General features: G+C 61.0%; 18 protein-coding genes and 2 pseudogenes. 6 read left to right on the top strand and 14 right to left on the bottom strand.

Features of this window, described 5'->3' with window-relative positions:
• Positions 1 to 13: 13 nt before the first annotated feature.
• Positions 14 to 388: a hypothetical protein gene (locus tag V2I30_RS11590; protein WP_330662306.1), complete on the bottom strand. Its 375-nt coding sequence runs from the start codon at positions 386 to 388 to the stop codon at positions 14 to 16.
• Here V2I30_RS11590 and V2I30_RS11585 point away from each other — a divergent pair.
• A complete protein-coding gene (locus V2I30_RS11585; protein WP_330662305.1) occupies positions 387 to 1013 on the top strand; it encodes a glutathione S-transferase family protein in 627 nt (208 codons plus the stop codon). The genes V2I30_RS11590 and V2I30_RS11585 overlap by 2 nt on opposite strands.
• A 186-nt stretch (positions 1014 to 1199) precedes the next feature.
• On the opposite strand, the gene V2I30_RS11580 is transcribed toward V2I30_RS11585, so the two are convergent.
• From V2I30_RS11580 to V2I30_RS11570, 3 genes are all read right to left on the bottom strand, one after another.
• The gene (locus tag V2I30_RS11580) at positions 1200 to 1400 is read right to left on the bottom strand and encodes a hypothetical protein (protein ID WP_330662304.1); all 201 of its coding nucleotides are present in this window, start codon (positions 1398 to 1400) and stop codon (positions 1200 to 1202) included.
• A gap of 25 nt (positions 1401 to 1425) precedes the next feature.
• Positions 1426 to 2145 carry a sterol desaturase family protein gene (locus V2I30_RS11575; RefSeq protein WP_330662303.1) on the bottom strand — a complete coding sequence of 240 codons (720 nt, stop codon included), beginning with the start codon at positions 2143 to 2145 and terminating at the stop codon, positions 1426 to 1428.
• Positions 2146 to 2289: 144 nt separating this feature from the next.
• A complete protein-coding gene (locus tag V2I30_RS11570; RefSeq protein WP_330662302.1) occupies positions 2290 to 3363 on the bottom strand; it encodes a class I SAM-dependent methyltransferase in 1074 nt (357 codons plus the stop codon).
• Between V2I30_RS11570 and V2I30_RS11565 the strand changes: the two genes are divergently transcribed.
• The 5 genes from V2I30_RS11565 (at position 3362) to V2I30_RS11545 (ending at position 8050) form a co-directional block, all read left to right on the top strand.
• Positions 3362 to 3598 (top strand): hypothetical protein, encoded by a 237-nt coding sequence (locus V2I30_RS11565; RefSeq protein WP_330662301.1) that lies wholly within the window; start codon positions 3362 to 3364, stop codon positions 3596 to 3598. The two genes, V2I30_RS11570 and V2I30_RS11565, sit on opposite strands and share 2 nt — an antisense overlap.
• A 19-nt stretch (positions 3599 to 3617) precedes the next feature.
• Positions 3618 to 4901 carry an alpha/beta hydrolase gene (locus V2I30_RS11560; RefSeq protein WP_330662300.1) on the top strand — a complete coding sequence of 428 codons (1284 nt, stop codon included), beginning with the start codon at positions 3618 to 3620 and terminating at the stop codon, positions 4899 to 4901.
• 109 nt (positions 4902 to 5010) lie between these two features.
• Positions 5011 to 5829, top strand: coding sequence for an N-formylglutamate amidohydrolase (locus V2I30_RS11555; RefSeq protein WP_330662299.1), 819 nt, complete (start codon positions 5011 to 5013; stop codon positions 5827 to 5829).
• Entirely contained in the window at positions 5826 to 7010 is a 1185-nt protein-coding gene (locus tag V2I30_RS11550) for a tyrosine/phenylalanine carboxypeptidase domain-containing protein (protein WP_330662298.1), read from the top strand. The genes V2I30_RS11555 and V2I30_RS11550 overlap by 4 nt, the downstream gene beginning before the upstream one ends.
• Complete coding sequence (locus V2I30_RS11545) at positions 7007 to 8050, top strand: glutathione synthase (protein WP_330662297.1); 1044 nt, start codon at positions 7007 to 7009, stop codon at positions 8048 to 8050. Before V2I30_RS11550 ends, V2I30_RS11545 begins: the two co-directional genes overlap by 4 nt.
• Positions 8051 to 8231: 181 nt before the next feature.
• Here V2I30_RS11545 and V2I30_RS11540 read toward each other — a convergent pair.
• The 10 genes and pseudogenes from V2I30_RS11540 to V2I30_RS11495 form a co-directional block, all read right to left on the bottom strand.
• Positions 8232 to 8471, bottom strand: a pseudogene (locus V2I30_RS11540) (isochorismatase family protein); the annotation flags it as partial.
• 21 nt (positions 8472 to 8492) lie between these two features.
• Complete coding sequence (locus V2I30_RS11535; RefSeq protein WP_330662296.1) at positions 8493 to 8774, bottom strand: hypothetical protein; 282 nt, start codon at positions 8772 to 8774, stop codon at positions 8493 to 8495.
• Positions 8775 to 8836: 62 nt separating this feature from the next.
• On the bottom strand, positions 8837 to 10036 hold the full coding sequence (locus V2I30_RS11530) for a CaiB/BaiF CoA transferase family protein (protein WP_330662295.1): 1200 nt from the start codon (positions 10034 to 10036) through the stop codon (positions 8837 to 8839).
• The gene (locus tag V2I30_RS11525) at positions 10033 to 10179 is read right to left on the bottom strand and encodes a hypothetical protein (RefSeq protein ID WP_330662373.1); all 147 of its coding nucleotides are present in this window, start codon (positions 10177 to 10179) and stop codon (positions 10033 to 10035) included. Before V2I30_RS11525 ends, V2I30_RS11530 begins: the two co-directional genes overlap by 4 nt.
• Before the next feature lie 159 nt (positions 10180 to 10338).
• Positions 10339 to 10494, bottom strand: coding sequence for a hypothetical protein (locus V2I30_RS11520; RefSeq protein WP_330662372.1), 156 nt, complete (start codon positions 10492 to 10494; stop codon positions 10339 to 10341).
• Positions 10479 to 10648: pseudogene (locus V2I30_RS11515) on the bottom strand (hydantoinase/oxoprolinase family protein); the annotation flags it as partial. The pseudogene V2I30_RS11515 and the gene V2I30_RS11520, both read right to left, overlap by 16 nt.
• The gene (locus tag V2I30_RS11510; RefSeq protein ID WP_330662294.1) at positions 10624 to 11574 is read right to left on the bottom strand and encodes a hydroxymethylglutaryl-CoA lyase; all 951 of its coding nucleotides are present in this window, start codon (positions 11572 to 11574) and stop codon (positions 10624 to 10626) included. The pseudogene V2I30_RS11515 and the gene V2I30_RS11510, both read right to left, overlap by 25 nt.
• Positions 11571 to 12515, bottom strand: a complete 945-nt coding sequence (locus V2I30_RS11505; RefSeq protein ID WP_330662293.1) for a class I adenylate-forming enzyme family protein — start codon at positions 12513 to 12515, stop codon at positions 11571 to 11573. The genes V2I30_RS11510 and V2I30_RS11505 overlap by 4 nt, the downstream gene beginning before the upstream one ends.
• Positions 12516 to 13151: 636 nt before the next feature.
• Positions 13152 to 13814 (bottom strand): hypothetical protein, encoded by a 663-nt coding sequence (locus V2I30_RS11500; RefSeq protein WP_330662292.1) that lies wholly within the window; start codon positions 13812 to 13814, stop codon positions 13152 to 13154.
• Positions 13815 to 14031: 217 nt separating this feature from the next.
• The gene (locus tag V2I30_RS11495; RefSeq protein WP_330662371.1) at positions 14032 to 15213 is read right to left on the bottom strand and encodes a transglutaminase-like domain-containing protein; all 1182 of its coding nucleotides are present in this window, start codon (positions 15211 to 15213) and stop codon (positions 14032 to 14034) included.
• Positions 15214 to 15225 lie beyond the last annotated feature (12 nt).

The following is a 15225-nucleotide window of genomic DNA, read 5'->3' as shown; positions in this document are numbered from 1 at the left end:
TTGACCAGCAGTGCTAGGCGAAGCGCCGTGGGCGCGACATTCGCAAAATTGGTAAGGGTAACGCGGTCGACCAGACCAAATGTCGATGTAGGCGGGCGATCGTGCCTTCGGACAAACGGGCGAGAACCCCCGGTCGCGGCGGGGACGATGGCAGGCCGGCATGGCTGGCGAAATCCTCAAGCGGCGGGCGCCCGCATGTGATCTTCAGAAAAATCCGTTCGTCGTCAGTGCCCGCACGGTGCATCGCCATCGTCAATTCGTTGACATGCATGACGACGTGGCTGTTGATCGAGGTCAGATTGATCACTTCAATCAAGCGCGCCGCCCGCACTCGGGTGCGGACCTCTTCTAAGGCTGATGCATTGGTGGGTCTAAAGGAGACGCTCATGACCACGCTCTATACTATGCCCGGCACGTGCTCGCTTGCGTGCAACATCGCTGTGGCTTGGCTCGATGCACCGGTAGAAATCCATAATCTGGCATACGGGGATCATCAGAAGGACGAGTACCTCGCCATCAATCCCAAGGGTCAGGTTCCCGCGCTCAAATTCGATGACGGCAATGTCTTGACCGAGCTCGCGGCGATTATGGCCTGGCTTGGTGCAGAGCATGGCGGAGAAGGGTACGCCCGGGACAAGAAGCTCGGCTATCGCGAGGCAGAAGCTCTGGCCTACATGACCAGCGAAATACATGCCGCCTACGGTCCGCACTTTGCCGCGAAGCGGTTTGCCGAAAGCGAAAGTGCGCAAGAAGAAGTGAAACAGGCCACATATCGAACGCTAGGCGATCACTATCAGCGTCTCGAAGACAACCTGAGCTCAACAGACGGCGAATTCTATCTCGGCAAGCGCAGCTTCGCAGATGCGTTTCTCTATGTGCTCACCCGATGGATCGACCAAACGCCCCTTGCAATCGACGATTATCCGAACCTGAAGGCGCATCGCGCGCGCATGGAACGGGACGATGATGTGCGCAAAGCGCTCAAGCGGCAGGACATGGAAGCCGTCGGCTAGCGCCTCCTGCGAGACATGATGTCGCAGGTCCACTTCCGCCAGGTCAGAGATCGACCGGGTTTCGTTGGCTCAAACCCACGTTCTTCTGGTCCGGTCCAAACCAGGTTAGATGACGTACCGCGATAAGGTCCGACGAAATGCGATCAAACAAGAGCACGAGCATTCCCCAGTGCGATTTGCGCTAAGTTATTTGCGAACTACCTCGCGCAGCATGAAGGTCACAGGCGGGCAATTGCCGTGACTGCTCGATCCGATGACCGCGAAGCCGTGCCTCTCGTAGAACGCAATATTTCTCGGATTGGGGGTCTCGAGATAGGTGGGCAATCCGTCGCGGTCGACGATGAGGCTGCAGGCTGCGTCAAGGCGGAAAAGGGTAGGTGAGATCATGATCGGTTATCCTCTCTTCCGGGCTTCAAACCGGCTTGCGAAACGTCAGCAGGGCTCCGAGTTTGCTTGATGCGCCGTCGTAGAAACCCGCCTCTTCCGTCCATTCGCGAGGATTGCGAAACGTCCCGAAAAGCATGTCGATCAGCGGGAAGTCGCAATAGTTGAAGGCATGGACGCCGCGCTCGTGATGAACGGCATGGCTCTCCGGCCGGACGATCAGAAAGCCGATCCAACGCGGCGTCCTGAGATTGGAGTGCTGGAACATCGCCAATGCGGTTACGAACACCGCCACGACAAAGCCTGCTTCGCCGCTGATGCCGACGCCAAGGATGAGCGCAAGACTGCCGATAAAGGCCCATCCCACCATGTCGAGCGGGTGGAAGTAGAACGCGCCCCACAGATCGACGCGCTCGGCGCTGTGATGCGTCTGGTGGAAAACGCGCCAGAGCAGGTCGGAATTGTGCATCGAGCGGTGCCAGACATAAATGCCCAGTTGCAACGCGCCGAAGCCGAGCGCGATTTGCGCGACGAAGGGAAGACCGGTCGCATCGAGTAACTGGTACTGGCCAAGAAAACCGTCCCATGCGAGCGGCGCAAAGGTCGCTACTGCAAAATAGAGCACGGTGAAGGCAAAGCCCTTCAACCGCCATCGCGGGACGAGCGGAAAAGCTCTTGCGGAGGCGGGCGCTTCCAGTAGCGCGAACGTGCCGAAGAGGCCGATTGAAATCCAGTGATAAGCGGTCATGATCGATCTTTCAGGGTCGAGTGAAGCGGCGCGGGACCGGTATCGGCCCGCGCGCTCGTTTCACTTTCGGGGACAAAAACCGGCCCGGAAGGCCCGGGTCGCAAGGGGAGATATTGACCTTCCGGGCCGGCGCTTGCAGCCGGGTCAGCTCCTGCAAACGTAGTAGGCGTTCTGCATGTCGTGCTCGAGGCGGTGCGTGACGACTTCGGAGAAGCCGGCTTTCGCAAACAGCTCCAGCGCCTTCTCCTCGCCCCACGCCGCACCAAGGCCGATCCCGCCCTGTGCGAGGCTGACGGTCATGCAATGCATGAGGCTGATCGTGTAGATGAAGGGGGCGAGCGGATGATCGCGGTTGTCGCCGACATCGGTGTGCGCCCAGATATCCTGGCCGATGTAAACGCCATCCTTCCGCATGGCGCGGCGAATGTTTTCGAGCAGCTTCAGGGGGTGAGGCTGATCGTGGATCGCATCGAAGGTGAAGATCAGGTCGAACGCGTCTTTATCCCTCATCCGCATGCAATCGAGCACCTCGAAGCGCAGATTGGGAAGATCGGCCGCCTTCTCGCGCGCCGACGTGATTGCCTCGTTCGACAGGTCGTATCCGGTGAAGCGACTGTTCGGAAAGCGCTGGGCGTAAACGCGCAATTGTCGCCCGCGACCGCACCCGACATCGAGCACATCGATCCCTTCCTCCAGACGCTCGACGAGACCCGGTACCAGCACCAGTGTCGCATCGGCGTCGAAGGTCAGCTTGCCCTCTTCCTCCATAACATCGTGAAATCGTGGGTAGGCGCTGTAGGACACGCCGCCGCCCTTGCTGAAGCAGCGCACGATTTCGCTTTCCACCGGCGCTAGCACGCCGACCCATTGCATCATGCTGGTCATGCTGCCGGCAGGCGCGTCCTCGCCCAGGAATAGCGCATGCTCTTCCGGCAGGCTGTAGCGGCCTTCGCCATCGACATGGGTGATGCCAGCGGTGGTAACCGCGCCGAACCATTCGGCGAGATAGCGCTCCTGAAGACCGAGGCGCTGCGACCACTCTGCGGGAGTAAGCGCGTCGCCGCCCCGCATCGCGTCGAACAGACCGAGGCGATGGCCGATGGAAAGCGACATGGCGGTCGAGGCCTTGTTGATGGTGTCGAGGAGCCCCGCCGCGAAGGGCGGGAGCTCCGACTGGTCGGCATATTCGTCGACGACTTTGCTATGGGCTAGGCACATGGGAATTTCCTCTGCTGGATTGGCTTACGCAAACATGGTGCTGGCGTCGGCGAGCCGTGTGATCGAGATGAAGAACACGATTTCGGCAGTGCAGATCGCCGCGATGGCTATTCCGAAGAATTTATCAGACATTGCTTTTCCTTTTTCGATGCTGGCTTTTTCGCGGCACCGCGTGGAAGCGATCGTGGGAACGCGCGTGGTATTGCGCGGGCCAAGCGTGGTATTGGCGTGGTGATCGTTGGAGGGAGCGCCCCGTGGCGACTCGAATCGAGATTGGCAAGGACGTGCGCGTTCTGCGCGACGGGCGAGAGATCGAGCTGCCGAAATCGCGCAAGGCTCGTGCCCTTCTCGCCTATCTCGCCTTGCAAGATCGCCCCGTTCATCGCTCTCGGCTCAGCGAGATGTTCTGGGAACGCGCGGCCGATCCACGCGGGGGGCTGCGCTGGGCGTTGACGCGGCTGCGCAAGGTTCTGGGACCGGACGAGAACTGGCTGCGAGCCGACCAGGCCACGGTGTGGCTGGACGTCCCGGTGGACAATCTCGTCTTTCCGGACGAGGATCGCGAGCGTCTTTTGCTGGCGACAGAGACGGGCGAGCACGATGCCTATGCCGCATGGTTGGTTACGCTGCGCGAAAAGCCAAGAAATGCAGCGACAGGCGCGCCCGATGATCCGTCAAGCAAGTGTGAAACGCAGCTCCGCCAGACCATACGCTACACCACCGCGGAAGATGGCACGCGCATCGCCTATGCCGCGATGGGCGAAGGACGTCCGGTTCTGAAGGCCGCGAACTGGCTGACGCATCTCGATGCGGAGCTGGAAATCCCCGCATGGTCCGGTTTCACCATCGAACTGGCGCGCCGCTACCGCCTCTACCGCTATGACGAACGGGGCAACGGTCTTAGCGACTGGAAGGTCGAGGACCTGAGCTTCGAAGCCTTCGTCAGCGATCTCGAATGCGTAGTCCAAGCTTTGGGGCTCGAACGCTTTCCGTTGATCGGCATCAGTCAGGGCGCCTCGGTCTCCATTGAATATGCCGCGCGTCACCCGGAGCAGGTCAGTGGGCTCGTCCTCATCGGAGGATATCCCGCCGGGTGGCGGTTTCATACCAATCCCGAATTGCTGGCCCGGCGCGAAGCGGAAATGACACTTGTGCGGCACGGATGGGGCGACAACTCGCCGGCCTATCGACAGATCTTTTCGCACAGCTTCTTTCCCGAAGCCGATAGCGCCACGCTCGATCGCTTCAACGAATTTCAGCGTCAGACGACCTCGGCGGAGAATGCCGCGCGGTTCATCGACACCTTCGGCGATATCGATGTGCGAGGGCGATTGTTTCAAATTCAGACGCCGACGCTCGTGCTCCACAGCCGCGATGACGAGCGCATTGCGGCGAGTGTCGGAGCCGACTTGGCAGCCAGCATGCCAAATGCGGAGCTGCAAACCCTGCCTTCCCGCAGCCACTTGCCGCATCCGGGCGAAGCCGCCTTCGACATGATGATCGAGGAAGTCGAAGCCTTTTTGGAGCGGATAAGCTGACATCGGGAGTATCGACGAGGTCGGTGAGGCGATGCGCCCCATCGCGCTCCGCGCAATCCTGTTTTCCGCCCAACATGAACTTTCGCGCGCCCGCTGCGTTGAAGGTGACATGCATATTATCGAAGACCAATTCGAAGCTGCCGGCCCTGCGTGGAACACCGTCATATCCGGCGGGCCGGTAACAGCGACGGCCATTCACGCCGGCCATATCGTGCGCAGCGAGCTCGAGCCGCATCTCGCCATCGACGAGGAAGGGCGGCGGCGCGAGGAAGATCCGCTGACGGATTTCTTCCTCAATCTTGCCGACAATGTCGTGCGGGTGAACCGTTCGCGTTTCGAATGCGACGTAAACCGCCCGCGCGACAAGTGCATCAGCGACGATCCGGAAGACACTTGGGGGCTGAAAATCTGGAAAGACGATCTGCCGGATTTGCTGAAGGAGAACTCGCGCAAGCTGCACGACCGTTTTTATACCGAGATGCGCGCGATGTTCGACGACCTGCTCGAACAACACAAACACATCCTCGTGCTCGATCTGCACAGCTATAACCATATGCGCGATGGCCCCGACGCGCCGCCGGCTCCTGAAAAGGACAACCCCGACATCGATATCGGCGCGACCACGCTGGACAAGGGCGTGTTTGGCGATGTGCTGTCCGCCCTTTCCAATGGCCTGACCCGTGTGCCGGTGCGCGGTCGCAAGCCGCAGGTCGCCGAGAATATCCGCTATCCCGACGGCGGCAATTTTCCCGAATGGCTGCACGAGATTTATCCGGATCGCGCATGCGTCATCACTTTGGAATACAAGAAGATATTCATGAATGAATGGACCGGCACACTCGATATCGGGGCGGTGCAGGATCTGCGGACCGGACTGATGCACGCGTTGGGAGCAGCGCGCGAACAATTGGCGAGGCTCGAGGGATGAGCGACACCGTTACCTTCACCGAAGAAGCACGCGAAACCGATCAAGCACTGGCGCAGATCGACCACGAGATCGACTGGCTCGCGCTGTTGACGCCGACCAATCTGGACACGGTCGAAGCGGGCTTTCGCGACTCCGGCTGGCGCACCATGCCCGAGCTTGCCTATCCGGATCTGCCCGATGATTTCGACAGCTTGCGCGACCGACTGCTCGGCTTGAAAGTCCGCGGACTTGGCAACACCGACATCGAGGCGCTGGTGCTCGAGAAGCAGCGCGAACTCGACCGGCAGATCCAGCTGGTGCGACTACGCGGGCGGTCCGGCTTCACGATGGCGGCAATCGACATGTTCGGAAATGTCGATGCACGTCTGTTGGAGGCGGCCGAGAAAGTACTCGCAAATGTCCCGGTGGAGGATCGGGTAGACGCGCCGCTGGTCGACGCGCAACACTTCATGGCGGCTGCGCGCGAGGAAATGCAGCGTTATCGCCATCGCGACGAGCGCTTCGATTTCGCGGTTGTCGAGGAAAAGATTCCGGGCACCCACCTGTTCACCTCCGCGGGCAATCTGCATGTTGCGTTCGACTACGAATGCCCCGAAACCCGCGTCTACCCGCTGATCCAGCACGAAATCGGTGTCCATAGCGTCACCCGTTTCAACGGCAGCCTCCAGCCGCTCACGATGCTCGAGGGCGGGTTGGCCGATTACGACGACCTCCAAGAAGGGTTGGCGGTACTGGCTGAATATCTGTGCGGCGATATGCCGCCCTCACGCCTGCGGGTTCTGGCTGCACGCGTGGTCGCCGCGCGCATGGCGATAGACGGGTGCAGCGCCGCCGATATCTTTGCCGCCATGCATGAGGAGCACAGTCTGAACGAGGACATTGCCTTCGATACGACGGTGCGCGCCCTGCGCGGTGGCGGAATGACGAAGGACGCGCTCTATCTCGACGGGCTGATCGACGTGCTCGCCTATCTGCGGGCCGGCGGCGATGTCGAATTTCTGTTCATCGGCAAGTTCGCGTTCAAACAGCGCGCCGTCCTGCAACACCTGCTCGATGCCGGATTTCTCAAACCGCCCGCGCTGATGCCGGATATCTTTACCGGCGAAGAGGGTCGTCAGCGCCTCGCCGACCTGCGCCGCCTCCACGTCGAACAACTCTACACCGAAAGTATACCCGCATGAAACTCGCCTTCGTCGTCAACAAGGTCGCAACCGAAAAGGACGACTACACCACCATCCGCCTTGCCCGCAAAGCCGCAGCGCGTGGATACGAGCTCGCCTTCATCAGCCTGGGCGATTTCATCTATGCCTCCAACGGCACGATCTGCGCGAAGGCCACGTTGCCACGGATCGATGAATACGCGGACGACCGATCCTTTCTCGATCATTTGCAGAACGAAGCACCGTGCGAACGCATCGTAGTTGAGGATTATGACGTGGTCATGCTGCGAAGCGACCCGGCCGATGAGCTTGCCGCGCGTCCCTGGGCGCCGCCCTCCGCGCTGTTGTTTGCGCAGTTGGCCGCAAAACATGGAACCATCGTGCTCAACGATCCCGGCCACCTCACTCACGCGCAGAACAAGACCTATTTCCAGCATTTTCCCGAGGACGTGCGCCCTTCGACCTGCATCACCCGCGATGCGGACGAGATCGAGGCGTTTCTCGGCGAGCATGGCGGCAAGGGGGTGATCAAGCCGTTGCAGGGTTCCGGGGGTCAGGGCGTCTTCATTGTAACGGAGGAGAACCGCCAGAACCTCAATCAAATCATCGAATCGGTGACGCGCGACGGTTATGCCATCGTCCAGGAATACCTGCCCGAAGCAGCCGATGGCGACCTGCGGATCATCACGCTTAACGGACGGCCCTTGCAGATCGATGGAACCTACGCCTCGCTGCGCCGATCGAACGACAGCGACGATCACCGCTCGAACATTTCCGCAGGCGGTCAGGCCGACCTTGAGCAGCCCAGCGAAGCCGCCTTGCGCGCCGCCGAATTGTGCGCGCCCAAGCTGATCGAGGACGGCATGTATCTCGCCGGATTGGACGTGGTGGGCGACAAGCTCATCGAGGTGAATGTCGATACGCCCGGCGCGCTCAATTACATCGAAGATTTGTGCGGCGTGGATTTCTGCGGCGCGATCCTCGACGATCTCGAGCGCAAGGTGCGATTGCAAACGCACTATCGCGGCAAGCTAAACAATCGCCAGCTTGCGGTCATGTAAAGCCCTTTCAGCCGCCATTGGTAAGCGCAACGCTTCGACCCGATCCGGCGATCTGTCGACCGGAAAAATGCGCAAATATTCTCAAGGACCACTGCTCAGAAGAAAATAGCAAAAACGTCTGTTTTCGAAAGGTCGCACGCATCTGGCTCAGCTTGAAATTGGTCGGCAGTTTCAGCCTCGCTTACAGGATCGCCTGTGCGGCCCAAGCGTCGATCACTTCCGCATATTTCGCCTGAAGATCGGACAGGTTCGCCTCGTGGACGCCGGACTGTTGATCAGCACAAGCGTCGCGGACCACGAAAGGCGCAAAGCCGTATTGGAGCGCGTCTAGCGCGGAGGCGCGTACGCATCCCGATGTCGAGTAGCCTGCGATTAGGAGCGTATCGATCCTGCGCTCGCTCAGCGTGGCGGCAAGGCCCTTGTCGAAGAAAGCGAAAGGATATTACTGTGTGCTCACGGTCTCGCCATCGCGAGGCCGCTGTGCCTGAGAAAAAGCGCCCAGCGGCGACCCTTCTTCGAACACGTTCAGCACCGGAACCTTTCTATAGAACAGGCCGCCATTCGCCCCGCCTTTGTCATAGCGGACATTGGTAAAGATGACCGGTCGCGAGGCTGCTCGTGCCGCTTTTAGCAGCTCGGCCGCCTTACCGAGCGCCGCCTTGGCGGTTTGGCAATAGAGGGGACTTTCGAGATCGAGATAGGCTTCGACCATATCAATCAGCATGAGCGCCGGTCTTTCGCCGGGCCGCAATCGACCGCCGAAAGGACCGGGCGAAGGTTGCTGCATCAGATAATGCCGGCCTCGGACTTGGCAGCGAGCGTTTCCGTATCCCAGCCGAGCACCTCGCCATAGACTTCCGCATTGTGCTGGCCCGGCGTGGCGGGTGCCGGGCGGCGAATGCCAGATGGCGTTTTCGAGAAACGCGGGAAGGCATTCTGCATCTTGAGCGGACCATGGCCATCGGTGTCGACTTCGACGATCGCTTTGCGCGCCCTGAAGTGCGGGTCTTCCATCATGTCCTCCGCTGTGTAGACGCGCCCTGCCGGGATCGAGTGCTCGATCATCAATGCGTCGACTTCTTCAATCGTGTGCTGCGCGGTCCACTCGTTTATGATCGCGTCCAGTTCGAGCTGTTTCTTTCCGCGGCCGACATGGGTCGCATAATCCGGATCTTCTGCAAGGTCGGGTCGGTCCATGGCCGCGGCGAGCCGCTTGAAGATGGCGTCGTTATTGGCCCCGATCATGAACGGGCCATCCTTGCAGGTGTAGACGTTCGACGGAGCGATACCGGGCAGGATCGAACCCGAACGCTCGCGAATGACACCGCTGTAATCGTATTCGGCGACAAGACCCTCCATGACCTGGAGCACGGCTTCGTAGAGCGCGGTGTCGATCACCTGGCCCTCACCGGTTTTGTTGCGGTTGTGAAGCGCTGCGAGCACCCCCATGCAGCCATAGCTCGCGCACAAGGTGTCGCCGATCGATATGCCCATACGCGCAGGAGGCCGGTCGGGTTCGCCAACGACATAACGCCAGCCGCCCATCGCCTCGCCGATCCCGCCGAAACCCGCGCGGTCCGAGTACGGCCCATCCTGACCATAGCCGGACATGCGCGCGATTATCAGGCGTGGGTCCTCCTTGAGGAGGTCATCAGGTGCAAGGTCCCAACGCTCCAGCGTGCCGGGCTTGAAGTTCTCGATCACGATATCGGCGGTCGCGATCAGTTTTCGCGCAAGCTCCTGGCCTTCGGGGACGCGCAGGTTGCAGGTGACCGATTTCTTGTTGCGAGCGATAACCTCCCACTGGACCTTCTCTTCGCCACGGCCCCATTCTCGCATCGGGTCGCCCGCACCGGGCGGTTCAATCTTGATGACTTCCGCACCCATGTCGCCAAGGAGCTGGCCGCAAAACGGACCGGCAAGAAGCTGGCCCATCTCCACGACGCGCAAACCTTCGAGCGCGCCGGTATTCGAAGGTTTGCTCACTCGGCCACCTCGCAGCCATGATGTTCGTGCCATTCGGGCGGGGTCGGCGCAGGAAGCCGGGTCTGCTCTTCGCAAGATGCGCGCAATTGTTCGATGCCTGGGCCGAAGTTGAACACGTTATCCTCTTCCCGCTTTGTGCGCATGTCGCCGCGCAAGGCTTCGGTCGCCGCCCGGTCGATCGCACCCTCGTCGCTCGCAACGACGCCATAGTCGCGTGCGCCGTCCGCCGTGACAAGCCCCTCGCGTATCTAGCGCGCCACGATCGCGGGATCGCGCTCGAGCGGGTCGCCCCAGCTGCCGCCTTAGATTATGGAATGCAGCTGGTCGCCCTCGCGCACCTCGACGTCGTCGACCTTGTTTCCGACGATCTCGGTCGTGCCATCGGCGCGCTCTATCACCTTGCGGGCGCGCTTGCCCGGCTCGCCGCCATTGACGCCCCAAGGCTGATCGCGGGCCAACTCCCCATGAGCTTCGCCGCCGCGTTCACACGCAACGGGCCAGCGCCGCCGAATCCCATTAGGGCGAAGTGGCGGGGATCGTATCCCGCTGGACGCTGATCATTCTGAGCGCGCCGAACATGTTTTCGCTCACGATGTCGATGAAATGTTCGGCTTAGGAAACCCGCCCGCCTTGCTGACCATGGCGGGCAGATCCTTGCCCATCACGTCAGCGAGCCAGCGATTGGTTTCGATCAGTGTGTCGAGGTCGAGCGCAGTTTCGATACCGGCGCGTTCCAACATGTAGGTCACGTCTTCGGTCGCCACGTTTCCGGCCGCACCGGGCGCAAAGGGGCATCCGCCCAAACCTCCGATCGAGGCATCGACGACGCTCGCGCCCGCGCTGATCGCGGCCCAGACATTGGCGAGGCCCGTGCCGCGCGTATTGTGGAAGTGGACGCGCACCGGTAGCGGGTCGATGGCTTCTCGCACCCTTGCGACCAGCCGCTCGACATGCGCAGGGTTTCCCACCCCGATCGTATCTGCGAGCGCGATTTCTACCGGCCCCGCTTCGGCGATCGCCGTCGCCATCGCGATGACGCGGTCCTCTTCGACCTCGCCTTCGAACGGGCAACCGAAGCTCGCTGCAATGGTCGCCTGACCGGTAAGCCCTGCGTCCTTCGCGCGAGCAATGATGTTGCGGCATGCCTCGACCGATCCATCGCTCGTCTGGCCTTGATTCTTCATGGCGAAGGTGTCGGTGCCGACCGCAACGGCGCCAAGCTGATCGATGCGGCCGGTCGCGATCGCCCGCTCGGCCCCGCGCATATTCATGACGAGACCGATATAGGTCACGTCGCCGCGCCCGGGCAGGCCGGCGCAGACAGCTTCGGCATCGGCCATTTGCGGAACCGCGCGCGGGTTCACGAAACTCGTCACCTCGATCCGGCGCGCGCCTGATGCGATCGCGCGCTCGATCAACGCCAGCTTGTCGTGGGTCGCAATTGCCCTCTGCTCGTTCTGCAAGCCATCGCGCGGGCTCACTTCGACCATCTCGATCGTCTTTTTGGTCGTCGCATCGGATCGGGAGGTGTTCGTCAATGCTCCGCTCCAGTGGCCAGTACGCGCAGGTCGCGTTTCATAAGCTTGCCCGTTGCGCCGCGCGGCAATGTAACGAGGAAGGTCACTTTCTTCGGCACCTCGTAATCAGCGAGACTTTGGCGGCACGCTTCCATCAGCGTCTCGGTCGACACATCTGCACCGCGTTCGGTTTCGATAAAGGCGTGGAGCGCTTCGCCCAATTCGGTGCTCGGCTCTCCCACGACGGCGCATTCCCGAAAGCCATCGGTCTGTTCGAGAACCATCTCGATCTCGCGTGGATAGACATTCATCCCGCCGATCACCACCATGTCCTTCTTGCGATCGGTGATGGTGATATCGCCGTCCTCGTCACGGATGGCGAGATCGCCCACGGTGACCCAGCCATCGATCATGGTTTGCGCGGTCTCATCGGGACGATTGAGATAGCCATTGAAGGAATAGGGGCCGCGGCAGAACGACTCGGCGGGCTCTCCGATATCCGCGATCGTTCCGTCTTCGCGCCGCAGTTCGATTTCCATGCCTAGAAACGGACCACCGACGCTGCGCTGTTTGGCCAGCAGATCGTCGGCGCGGATGTTGGTGACTATGCCGCCCTCCGTGGAGCCATAGGTTTCATGCAGCAGACCTTCCCCGAAATATTCGACCGCTTCGCACTTCAATGCCGGGGCAAGCGCGGCGGCATTGGAGATGATGGTGCGCAGGCTGTGCCTGCCTCGATATTGTTCGCGCACTTCATCGGGCGCTGCAAAGAGGCGCTGCAAATGCGTGGGCACGACGAAGATGCCACTGGAGCGATAATCGTCGATCGCTACCAGTATCGCTTCCGGTTTGGTCGAATATTGCAGCGTACAACGGCCACCATGATAGAGGGGGGCAAGCGCGAAAGGCTTCTGCTCGTCGACGAATGTGCCGGGCGAGGAGTGCGGCGCGGCCTCCAGCATCGCATCCATTCCTCACCAAGCCGGACAATCCTGGTCGCGGTCACGGGGAGTTCGATGTCGCGCGCCACAATCACCATCGAGGGGCGGCAGCCGGCAAAGATTTGCTCGAGCTCGGACAGCGCCGGGGCCGGATTGAGCTCGCAACGACAACGCCCCTTTCCGGCAGGCTAACCCACCGGTTCAATGATCTTCGCAAGGCAATAGATTTGCCGATAATTGGCCCACAAGTCGCTAGAATTCGAGACCCCAGGCCCTGTAGGTCGCCGCGAGCGACGGTTGCATCCGGAGTGCCAATTCGATCTCTTCGCGCCCACCCCTGTCGCCTCTCGTTTCGCGGACAATTCCGCGCAGCAGACGGCTCGGTGCGAGGTGGGGATCCGACAGGAGCGCAGCGTCAAGGTCGGCTTGGGCCGCTGCCAGATCGCCCATTCGCAGATGAGCAAGCGCCCTGCTGTCCAAGGCGGCAGCGGAGTAGTTGCTTTGCTCGACCGCATCTACACATTTCCCGAGACGATCCTCGTTCATGAGATCCCAGGTTCCGGCATGCCAGCAAAATGCATTGAGTGCCGTACCATCGCCGGGCCGCCGCCCCACCAGCTCTTCGATCAGTTCCAGGCCGGAGTCCGGGCTACCCGACTATGCGAGCGCAGTCGCTTTGACCAGGATTTCCCCGACTCTGTCATCGATCAGACCCTGAAGTTCGTCTGCCAAGGCAAGTGCCTCATCGGTTCGGCCAAGCAGGGCCAGTAGCTCCACCTGCGCGTCGATTGTCGATCCATCAGGTTGAAGGCCTTCGCTCAACTCGAGATCCGCCAGCGCCCCCTCAAGGTTTCCGAGCTCGCGCCTCGCCGCAGCGCGAAGAAGAAAAAGATCGCGGGATTCCTCGATCGCCAACGCTGCTTCGACGTCTTCGATGGTGCCGGCGAAATCGTAGACGCCGGCTCGAAAGCGCGCCCGATTTCGATACGCGTTCGGATCGTCGGGCTCGGCATTTCTGATCGCGGCCGCATAGGCAGCCTCGAGTTTGGCCAGACGAGATCGATCCTCGCCGAAATATTCCCAAAGTTGGCGAACGTCCCCACCCGATCGGATAACCGGCAATGTCCGATCGAAGCGCGCCAATTCGCGTCTTGCCGCCGAGATCTCGTTGGCTGGTAGCTCGGTAAGAATGCTACGCATGGTTTGCGACATGGCGAGGCGGTTTGCATCCAGGCGTGCGCTCGAACTGACATCGACGCCGCCGATCACGGCAGAAGTCTCGCCATTGCCGACAATCTCGTAAGCGCCCTCTTCGGGCAACAAGACTTCGAATTCGCCCGCGTAGTACAGCGGACCGTTGAGTCTGAGTGGAATGTCGCGCCAATCGCTGCGTGCCCGATCCGCCTCGAAACTTACGTCCTTCGCAGGCTGGGCGGGTGGCTCGAATTCGTAGACCGAGCCTTCCTTGGTCCAGTATGTGCTCTGCAAGCCCTGGGCGCGGACGTTAGCGATGCCCGTTTCGGGATCGTATTCGATCTCATGATCGATCGGCCATATCCCCGATCAGCTCGGAGACGACGCCTCGAGCGATTTCCTCCCAAGCGCTGTCGTCATTTTGCCTCGAAATCGTCTGCCACGGAGCGCCCATCTGGCCGAGATACGCGATCTCGACGTCGACCATCGCTGGAAGCCGTATCCCCGCGCTGTGGTCGAAAGACACTCGTAGAATCCGGTCCGGGGTCGATTGCGCTCTCTCGCTGAGCGCGATCAGATCGCTGCCTTCCATCCGCAGCGGGAGCGCGTAGTGGAAGCGTGGCACTTCGTCGATGTTCGCCAGCCGTGTGCCGCCCGCAGTGCCGTCGAGCCAATACTCCTTCCCGTCAATTTGCGCGCGCACGATCATGTGATCGAAATTGGCAGGCATCGGCGCCAACATCGGTAGCGCGTCGCCACCGATCGTTCGAACCAGAACAATTTCGCCTTCGATCCCGAGTTCGCGAAGCATCGCAAGCAGCAGAACCGACTTGGCCTTGCAGTCGCCAAAGCGCTTTGCCCATGTCTCTTCGGGCGCTTGCGGCAGGTAATTGCCGCCGTTTAGCCCGTTGAGCAGATAGCTGACCCGATCCTGCACCAGCTGTAGCGCCAGCGCGGCTCTCGTCAGCGCATCGTCGCGCTGCGCGGCGATGTTCTCGATCTCGCCTGCAAGGGCGCCGCCCGGCTCGACTGAGTTCTCGACGCCGTAATGCGGCGACATGAGCCGGGACACGGTGTTCCAATCTGCATAGGTCGATACCTGCAGGAGTTCGCCGAGGAAGTAGCGCATCGGGGCGTCACTCGGCACGTCTGTGGATTTTTCGACAGGAAGCTTCGCGCTCCAGATCTGATAGCCATTGCGAACGACTAGGTCTTCTACATCGGCTTCACCATGTTTGACGCGCGAGACCGGCAGGCCTTCCGGCCACGAGATGCTCACCGAACCGCTAGCAAGTGGGATCGGCTTTGCGGGCAATTGGGTCTGCCATTGCACCTGATCGCCAAGCGCGTGATCGCGCATTGTGGTCGAATAGGCGAGCCTTATCACGTCGCCCAGCTCGGCGCCTTCGACCGGCATCGTAGCCGTCAAAACCCCGTCGAGCATTCGTCTTTCCAGCATCCGTTCGCGGCGCAAAATCTCCAAGCGATTGCCAGCTTCGAGCAGATCGAATGGTTTCGCCCCCACGCAGAAGCTCGG

The sequence above is a fragment of the Erythrobacter sp. genome (genome assembly GCF_036351135.1).
Lineage (GTDB): Bacteria > Pseudomonadota > Alphaproteobacteria > Sphingomonadales > Sphingomonadaceae > Erythrobacter.
Note: the sequence above shows the minus strand (reverse complement) of the source record. Positions and strands in the feature narration are given on the sequence as shown.